An 8,292-nucleotide genomic window follows, 5' to 3' on the forward strand; every position below is an offset into this window, starting at 1 on the left:
TTGCCGCTGTGGTTCCCGAGCCACCGTGGTGCACAACGGCGCGACAGGCAGGGAAGACCGAAGCGTAGTTGACCACGCCCACGACCTTGACGTGGTCGAGCTGGGGGACATCGCTGAAATCGGTTGCGCCGAAACAGATTAATGCCCGCTCACCGAGCTGTGCGCACGCCTTCGCGATCATTTCGACCGTCTCGGTCGCCGACTCGACCGGTATGCTCCCCGAGCCGAAGCAAATCGGCGGTGGACCCGCGGCGATCCAAGAGGCCACATCCTCATCGGCGTCGGTCGTCAGCTCCATCGTCAGCGCACCGACAAAGGGCCGCCTATCGCCCCATTTCGCCCATTCGGCCGCCAGGCCGGGAAAGCACGCCTCATCGTAAGCCTGGATTTCCAGCGAACCACGTTGGCCGATTCGGCGCGGCGAGCGACGCTTGGCCTTTGGCAGCTGCAGTTCCCGTCGCTGTGCGTTCTCCGTCTTCTTCGTCGAGCGCCAGAACAGCCACTCGACTGCCGTCATCGTCGAGCGGACCACCGGCGCCGGGGCACTCGGAACCAGCTGGCCATTGGCCCGCATCGGAAAATGATGCAGCGTGGCCAGCGGAATGTCGTAATACTCCGCGACGTTGGCGGCGGCTTGCTCGAAATTCAAGCCGGTGGAGAGGAGGTCCGCTCCGTCGGCCACCGACATGAGCGTCCTGCTCACGTCGTTCCAGTAGCGGATGATCGGCTCCCACACCCTGCGGACCACCTTGACCGGACCGCGGATCGTCCAGGCAGTGCGGAAGAAGTCTCGCCACATGTTGCGAAGAAACTCCTCGTTCAAGAAGTCCTTCACCTGCGGCCCATAGGGCACCGCCGCGAGCCCGGCCGATTCGGCGAAGCTCACAAGCTCGGGCGGCACGGCCATCTGGACTTCATGCCCCCTGCGCAGCAGTTCCCGCCCGACGGCGACGGAAGGCTCGACGTCACCGCGAGTTCCATAGCTGGCCAGCGCAAATCTCATTGAGGTCCTTGCCGTGTTGCAGTGTTTGAGCGGCTTGCGCACTTCTTGCTAGCAGGGATGCAGACTGCTCGGCAAGTGGCTTCGGACGCCAGATGCCGGCTGCTATTCGCCCCTAGGCTGCAACCTTCTTAGCTGCGACCTGCTTATAGGGTGGCGGGATGAGAACGCTCGAGACCCTGCACCGAGTTGCGCGAAGCGCTATCGACAGGGCCCATGGCTATGGGGTTGTAAACCGGGGTGGAAAGGGGGTCGTCGGACTGATCGACGTAGGCTCAGTTGGCTCTTTGCCCTGTCCCTGGCATAAGCGGTCCGACCTCCTTAGCCATGTTCTCAAGTTCGAGCCGCGCGACCCGCGAAGAGAGACGCCTCGCGTCGTCAGCATAGATGCCGCTCTATGGAGTGAGCCGGCTACGCTGCCCTTCTACGTGTACGCCGGCCACGGGGGTCAAGGCTCGTCCCTGTTTCGGGAAAACCTCGACTACGTGCGCGAAAACTTTGACGCGTTGCGCACTCTGGGCCCCTCTTACCTTGCTGAAACGTGGTTCGAACGGGCGCGTCTAGACCACGTCGAGGAGATCCACTGCACCACTCTCGACGCTGTGCTGGCCGGCCGCTCCGAGCACTACCATGTGCTCAAGATCGACGCGCAGGGTGCTGAGCGGCAGATCCTCGAAGGGGCAGCGAATTACCTCTCCGCCGGCGACTGCGTTGCGCTGCACCTTGAGCTGTTCAAGTTGCCGCTCTACCAGGGGATAGCGCTACGGCCTCAGGTTGAGGAGATGGTCGACGGTGCAGGGTTCACACTGGTCAAGGAGTACCCACCGCACGGTACTTTTGATTCCCAGAACGACTGCGTATTTTTGCGTCGAGGAGCCGCCGGCCCCGTAGTCGATGCCATCCGCATGGCCTACCAACTTTAGCGTTGAGGCAAGCCATTGAGGTTGTAAAGCTGGTTGCCAGCTCTTATGCGTAGTGCTGAACGTGTGACCGTTCCCGTGGCCTACCACGGTGAGTGCCCGTATTGGGACGCGTCTACCCGCCGACTCTTGTGCGCGGACGTTCTTGCGGGTGAAGTCGTTGCTGTCGGTCCCGCTGGGGAATTGTCCCGCTGGAAAGTACCTAGTCGGGTAGCAACTGTGATCAGACATCGGGCATCCGGTGGATACGTGATCGCTACGGAGCATGGGCTCGTTGGAGCGAATGATGAGCTTTCGGCATTCGAGCGAATCGCCAGCGTCACCGGTGATCCCGGAATCCGTACCAATGACGGCGGCTGCGATCCGTTCGGCGGCTTCGTCGTAGGCACGATGGCCTACGACGGCCGGCCTGGCGGGGGAGAAGTCTATCGTGTAACTCCCGACTATCGGGTCATCAAATTGCTTTCACCTGTGTCAATCTCGAATGGGGTCCAATGGTCGGCGGATGGCACCCGCGTCTACTACATCGACACACCGACTCGGCGCATTGATTCCTTCAGTGTCGAGCCTGAGACGGGCGCATGGTCCGACCGCCGCGTCCATCTCTTTCTCGACCGCACATTGGGATACCCCGACGGGATGGCGATTGATGAAGACGACGGGCTTTGGGTTGCGTTGTGGGGGGGTGGAGCGGTCAACCACTACGATGCGAACGGTCGCCTCGTCGAGAAAATTAGCGTGCCGGGCGTTAGCCAGGTCAGTTCCTGCGCATTCGGCGGCGATCGCCGTGATCTGTTGTACATCACCACGTCGCGCCAGGCCCTAGCGGACGATGAACAACCCTCTGCTGGCGCAATATTCGCAGTGCATACCGGCTCGCGCGGGGCGGTCATGCCCGACTTCGGTGGGTGATGGCGATCAGGGTGTGGCTCCTAGCCGCTGACGACCGTCGGATTTCTAAGCGATCCTGGGAGCTGTTCGGCGCCGGGGAAAGTACTACGGGGCATCTGCCTCCCATTCCGCGGTCCGCGAGTATCGTTACCGACTGCAGCCGTCGCTCCGCCGCCGGTAAACCCGACACTTACGGTCGATTGATGAGCTAGCTGTGCGGTTAGGTGCGCTTGGTTCAGAAAAAGGTGCAGAGAGGAATGGTGGTGTCCAAACTGCGGCAGCCGAGGACGTTTCGGTATACAACCTGGGTAGAAGCGGTGTGCATCCGTTGCGTGCGGAGAGCACCGTTCCACGATGAATTTGCCGATTTTGGCCGACCACAATGGGGCCCCGTCAACAGCAATGAGTGAGAAGAACTCGCCACGTCGGGTGTCAGCGGTCATCCGCGCATTGAATGAGGGCAAGCACATCGGTCGCTTGCTGAAGGGACTCGACCAGCAGACTGTCAAGCCCGACGAGATAATCCTCGTCGACTCGGGTTCTACCGACGACACCGTCGCGGTAGCACAAGCTGCCGGGTGTACCGTCGTGCCCATCGCTAAGGACGAATTCTCTTTTGGCCGTGCGCTTAATAAGGGGTGCGGCGCGGCGAGCGGTGACATATTGCTCTTCGTCTCGGCGCACGTCTACCCCGTCTACAACACCTACGTCGAGCACATCGTCGGCGCCTTCAACCGCGACGGTGTGGCCATCGCCTACGGACGCCAGGTCGGAGATGAGCGAACCAAGTTCTCGGAATCACGGGTGATGCTGAAATGGTTTCCGAACCAGAACATCTGGGATCAGGAACACCCGTTCAGCAACAATGCCAATGCCGCCGTACTGAAGTCGGTGTGGCGAGAGACGCCTTACGACGAGACGCTAACCGGCCTCGAAGACCTCGACTTTGCCAAGAAGGCTCTCGACAGGGGATATAAGATTGCCTATGTTGCGGACGCGCCGGTCGTCCATGTGCATGAGGAAACATGGAGCACCATTCGCAACCGGTATCGCCGGGAGGCGATGGCCTACGCCCGCATCGTCAAGGGCTCGGACATGTCCTTGCCACGGGCGCTACGACTCGCGTTGTCGAACATCGCGAGTGACTACCGCGATGCGCTCAAGGCGAACGTGCTACTCAGCAACGCGCTGAGCATCCCGCAATTTCGATTGGCTCAGTTCGTCGGGGCATGGCAAGGCTTCCGGGAGCCAGACCACGTGTCGGCGCGGCTGTTGGAGCGCTTCTACTATCCGGCCGAAGCACAGAGTAACGAACCCGCGCCCGCACCCGGTCGCAAGATCGTGTACTCCGAAGACTCCTGAATCAGCCACCGTTAGGGAGCAATGAGCCGCACCGTCGCCGTCGTACCAATGCGCCACAACAGTGAGCGCGTCCCAGGCAAAAATTATCGCCTCCTTGCAGGAATTCCGCTGTACCACCACGTGGTCCGGACCCTGGCTGCCGTACCCGAGATCGACCTGATCGTGGTCGACACTGACAGCGACTTCATCATCGAGGACTGCACCGAACACTTCCCGCAAGTGCGGGTGCTGTTGCGACCCGAGCACCTGCGCGACGGCAATATTGCCATGAACGATGTGCTTCTTAATACGCTCGACCAGGTGGACGCCGATATCGTCCTGCAGACTCACTCGACGAATCCATTTTTAAAGGTCGACACGGTTTCTGCGGCACTGAAGTTGTTCGGCACACCCGGTCAAGAGTACGACTCGATGTTCAGCGTCACTCGCCTGCATGCTCGACTCTGGGATGCCGAAACCCGTCCCATTAATCACGATCCGTCTGTGCTGCTTCGGACTCAGGATCTGCCACCGCTCTTCATCGAGAATTCTTGCTTCTTCATCTTCACCCCCGAGCTTCTGCGCGAGCGCGGTACTCGTATCGGTGCGCGCCCGTTCATGGTCGAAATGGGGCACCTGGAAGCGGTGGACATCGACAATGAAGAAGACTTCTCGTTGGCGGCCGCGATCGCCGGCAGTCGTGAGATCGGCGCATGAGTCTCCCGCTGATCCTCATTACATGCCGGCAGATGCAGGTCGAACTCCCGCGACACCGCGACCGAATCGAGAAACTCGGTTACGAAGTTCTGGCACCGGATCTCGCTGGGCGGCAACAATTTACGTCCGCCGATCTGCTAGCGTACGGGGAGCGTCTGGTCGGAATCATCGCGGGCGATGATGAGCTTGACCGCACCTTCTTCGATGGCGTACCCAGGCTCAAGACTGTAATCCGTTGGGGCATTGGCATGGACTCCGTCGACCGTGAGGCTGCGCACGAGCACGGCGTGACGGTACGGAACACTCCGGGGGTCTTCGGTCATGAGGTGGCCGATTCGGCGTTCGGTTACATCTTGTGTCTGGTTCGCGGCTACATCACGGTCGACGCCGCCGTGCGACGTGGCGAGTGGCCCAAGGTCGAAGGCGTGACTCTTGCCGGCGCGCAGCTCGGAATCATCGGCTTCGGTGTCATTGGTCGCGAAATAGCAAAACGTGCAAAAGGTTTCGACATGGATGTCGTTGCCTATGATCCTTTCGCCGACGCTGCACAAGCAGAGGTGCCGATTGTCAGACTCGACAAGCTTTTGACCACAAGCCGTTTCATAGTCCTAGCTTGCCCTCTGACACCGCAAACGCATCATCTGATCAATGCGGATCGACTCGCTCTGGTGCGGCCGGCCTCCTATCTGGTGAACGTCGCCCGAGGTCCGGTTGTTGTCGAGAGTGACCTCGTCGAGGCACTAAAGGCTGGCCGGCTTGCGGGGGCAGCGCTCGATGTGTTCGAGGTCGAGCCCCTGCCACTGGACAGTGAATTGCGCACGTTGCCAAACGTCGTGTTGGGCGCGCACAACGGATCCAACACGCGCGAGGGAGTAGTCCGCGCGAGCAACGTTGCGGTCGACTTATTGGTCGAGGAGCTGACGCGGTGACCGGTGCGATCATCGTCACTGGGGCCGCCGGGGGCATCGGTACGGCATTGTGCGACCGCGTGCGCCGAGATGGATATTTCGCGATTGGGATCGACAGGAATGTCGCCGCGGCCGCTGATATCCACCTACAAGTAGACCTAGGTCAGTCCGAGCAGCTCGTGGATATTGGCCGGCAACTCGGCCGGGATTACGAGCTGAAGGCTGTCGTACACAACGGGGCAGTGCAGCCAATTGCGGGGGCGGGGGACACGCCCTTCGACGAGTGGGCAAATGCATTGCGAGTCAACGTCCTTGCCGTGGATGCGTTGGTATCGGGTACGCGCGAAAGCCTGGCTGCCAACGATGGGTCGGTTGTAGTCATCAGCAGTGTTCACGGCCGGGCGACGACAGGCGGCATTACGGCCTATGCCACTACAAAGGCGGCGCTAGAGGGCTGGGTGCGCTCAGCTGCCATGGACCTCGCACCGAGCATCCGCGTCAACGCCATCGCTCCGGGAGCGATCGACACTGCGAAGCTTCGTGAAGGGTTTGCGCGTTGGGGGGAGACGGCCGAGGAGCGCAAGGAATTGCTGCGCCAGCGCACCGCGCTCCGGCGCATCGGGGAGCCCCGCGACGTCGCCGGCGCGGTGTCGTTTCTGATTGGCGACGACGCCCGCTTCATCACGGGGACGGTATTAGTCGTTGACGGTGGAGCGACGGCTCGCCTGGGTTCCGAATAGCTACCGGAGCGCTCAGAAACTTCGCAGCGCGGTAGTGGCCTTATGTGCGACTTGACTGGTGCACCGGCGGTATCCGCGATTGTCGAATGCTTAGTGCTTTAAACTACTTGACCTGTTGGAAATTTAGCGCGGTGTGAGTGCGTGCCGGGGAGAAGGACTTCAGAACCATGACTTTCCGCACTTTCGGGCCCAAGCTCAAAGCGCAACAGATTAAACATATTGAAACGCCCTGGAAGTCCCGGAACGGGAGCGCAACATCGTCGATCGGCGGCGCTGGCCCACACGAGCCGAACTACCGCTGGCGATCGTCTCCTGGATCGAGCGGACCTACCACGGCCGCCGCCGGCAACGCGCCCTCGGCCGACTCACCCCGATAGAGTTCGAACTGCTCCACACACCAGTCGCAACCGCGGCCTGAAATTCGCATCCCGCGAGTCAACTGAACCCGGGGCAGTCCCCGGTACGCCAAAGCGTTCGCTAGCGGATCGGCGCTAGATCTAATTATCGGGATGGGCAAGGTAACGGTGGCACCCTGACGTTTTGGGCTACTAGGACGAGCACCACCTACACTTGGGGCGGCATGATCGTCCCGCTGGTCACGCTCCAGCGCATCGGAAGTTGGACAGCCAAAAATGTTGGAGCGCAACGCCCGGAACTTGCCTAATTTGCCGTTTGTGGACGCCCCCTCTGTCTCGACCGCTATCGTCTATGAGCGCATCGCTAACCATAGTTTGCGTGGCCATGGACTTGATGTGAATACAAGCAGATAGCGGGATCCCGGAGGGACGAACCCAAAGTTGGCAGAACCATTGACGCCGAACCGTCGGCAGCGGATCCGAGAACGTATTCGATTCAAAAGCACTCCTTCGGACTTCCTGCCGAAGAGCGACAACAGCTCTTCCGAGCCAGGGTCGGCGCACACGGCATTTCGCTTCGACATCGAGGGGTTGCGTGCCGTTGCGGTATTAGCCGTTGTGCTCTTCCATGCTGATGTGCCTCGGGTCGGTGGTGGGTTCGTCGGCGTGGACGTGTTCTTTGTCATCTCAGGCTTTCTGATTACCGGGCTGCTCCGGCGCGAGGTGAGGACCGCCGGGACCGTCCTGCTGGGCCGGTTCTACGGCGCACGGGTCCGCCGCCTGTTGCCGGCATCGGCCATGGTCGGCGTCGTTACCGCTATTGGCTCGGCTGTTCTCTTACCGCCGTTGCAGGCCCGAGCCGTATTCGGTGACGGCATTGCTAGCGCGCTGTATGTCGGCAACTACTGGTTTCTTAAAAATGGCACCGACTACTTTGCCTCTGACATGCCCCCATCGCCGTTCCAGCACTATTGGTCTTTGGGTGTTGAGGAGCAGTTCTATCTGGTGTGGCCGGCCGTGATCATCGGTATCGCATGGCTAGTCCGGTTTACGCGTCGGCGTAGGGATGCCCACGCCGCGTCGTCGGAGACACCGTACTTCGTGACCCTTGCTTTGATAGCGGCGCTGTCGTTTTCGATCTCGCTGGCGGCCACTCGCGCGTGGCCTCCTTCGGCGTTCTATCAACTGCCGACCAGGGCCTGGCAGTTGGCCGCCGGCGGGCTGGTGGCGCTCACGGCTGGGCAGTGGCGTCGACTGCCGGCATTGCTGGCCGCGATCGCGGGTTGGGCAGGTCTGGCGGTGATTGTGCTGGCCTGTACCGAGCTGAATGCGACGACGCCCTACCCGGGGACCGCCGCGCTGATTCCCGTGGTTGGTGCGGTGCTGGTGATCGGTGCGGGTTGTGCCGCACCGGAGCAG

Annotated in this window: 8 protein-coding genes and 1 pseudogene; 8 read left to right on the forward strand and 1 reads right to left on the reverse strand. The window is 61.1% G+C overall.

Annotated features, from left to right (window positions below; genetic code table 11):
• Positions 1 to 1,003: glycosyltransferase (locus A5704_RS08010; RefSeq protein WP_067888365.1), on the reverse strand; the 1,003-nt coding region annotated here is incomplete at its 3' end.
• 158 nt (positions 1,004 to 1,161) lie between these two features.
• On the opposite strand from A5704_RS08010, the gene A5704_RS08015 reads away from it, so the two are divergent.
• From A5704_RS08015 to A5704_RS08045, 8 genes and pseudogenes are all read left to right on the forward strand, one after another.
• On the forward strand, positions 1,162 to 1,923 hold the full coding sequence (locus A5704_RS08015) for an FkbM family methyltransferase (RefSeq protein WP_231968925.1): 762 nt from the start codon (positions 1,162 to 1,164) through the stop codon (positions 1,921 to 1,923).
• Positions 1,924 to 1,968: 45 nt separating this feature from the next.
• Positions 1,969 to 2,832 (forward strand): SMP-30/gluconolactonase/LRE family protein, encoded by an 864-nt coding sequence (locus tag A5704_RS08020; RefSeq protein WP_082954800.1) that lies wholly within the window; start codon positions 1,969 to 1,971, stop codon positions 2,830 to 2,832.
• Positions 2,833 to 3,165: 333 nt separating this feature from the next.
• On the forward strand, positions 3,166 to 4,173 hold the full coding sequence (locus tag A5704_RS08025) for a glycosyltransferase (RefSeq protein WP_231968926.1): 1,008 nt from the start codon (positions 3,166 to 3,168) through the stop codon (positions 4,171 to 4,173).
• A 21-nt stretch (positions 4,174 to 4,194) separates the two neighbouring features.
• Positions 4,195 to 4,869 (forward strand): cytidylyltransferase domain-containing protein, encoded by a 675-nt coding sequence (locus A5704_RS08030; protein WP_067888356.1) that lies wholly within the window; start codon positions 4,195 to 4,197, stop codon positions 4,867 to 4,869.
• On the forward strand, positions 4,866 to 5,798 hold the full coding sequence (locus A5704_RS08035; protein WP_067888359.1) for a phosphoglycerate dehydrogenase: 933 nt from the start codon (positions 4,866 to 4,868) through the stop codon (positions 5,796 to 5,798). Before A5704_RS08030 ends, A5704_RS08035 begins: the two co-directional genes overlap by 4 nt.
• Complete coding sequence (locus tag A5704_RS08040; RefSeq protein ID WP_067888362.1) at positions 5,795 to 6,517, forward strand: SDR family NAD(P)-dependent oxidoreductase; 723 nt, start codon at positions 5,795 to 5,797, stop codon at positions 6,515 to 6,517. Before A5704_RS08035 ends, A5704_RS08040 begins: the two co-directional genes overlap by 4 nt.
• 247 nt (positions 6,518 to 6,764) lie before the next feature.
• A pseudogene (locus A5704_RS29115) lies at positions 6,765 to 6,935 on the forward strand (IS3 family transposase); the annotation flags it as partial.
• Between the two features lie 457 nt (positions 6,936 to 7,392).
• On the forward strand, positions 7,393 to 8,292 hold a 900-nt coding region (locus A5704_RS08045; protein WP_231968928.1), incomplete at its 3' end, for an acyltransferase.

The organism is Mycobacterium sp. E735 (genome assembly GCF_001666955.1).
Taxonomy (GTDB): Bacteria; Actinomycetota; Actinomycetes; order Mycobacteriales; family Mycobacteriaceae; genus Mycobacterium.

Coding starts and splice junctions, on each gene's coding strand:
- A5704_RS08015 (WP_231968925.1), top strand. CDS start 1,162: ATGAGAACGCTCGAGACCCTGCACCGAGTTGCGCGAAGCGCTATCGAC.
- A5704_RS08020 (WP_082954800.1), top strand. CDS start 1,969: ATGCGTAGTGCTGAACGTGTGACCGTTCCCGTGGCCTACCACGGTGAG.
- A5704_RS08025 (WP_231968926.1), top strand. CDS start 3,166: ATGAATTTGCCGATTTTGGCCGACCACAATGGGGCCCCGTCAACAGCA.
- A5704_RS08030 (WP_067888356.1), top strand. CDS start 4,195: ATGAGCCGCACCGTCGCCGTCGTACCAATGCGCCACAACAGTGAGCGC.
- A5704_RS08035 (WP_067888359.1), top strand. CDS start 4,866: ATGAGTCTCCCGCTGATCCTCATTACATGCCGGCAGATGCAGGTCGAA.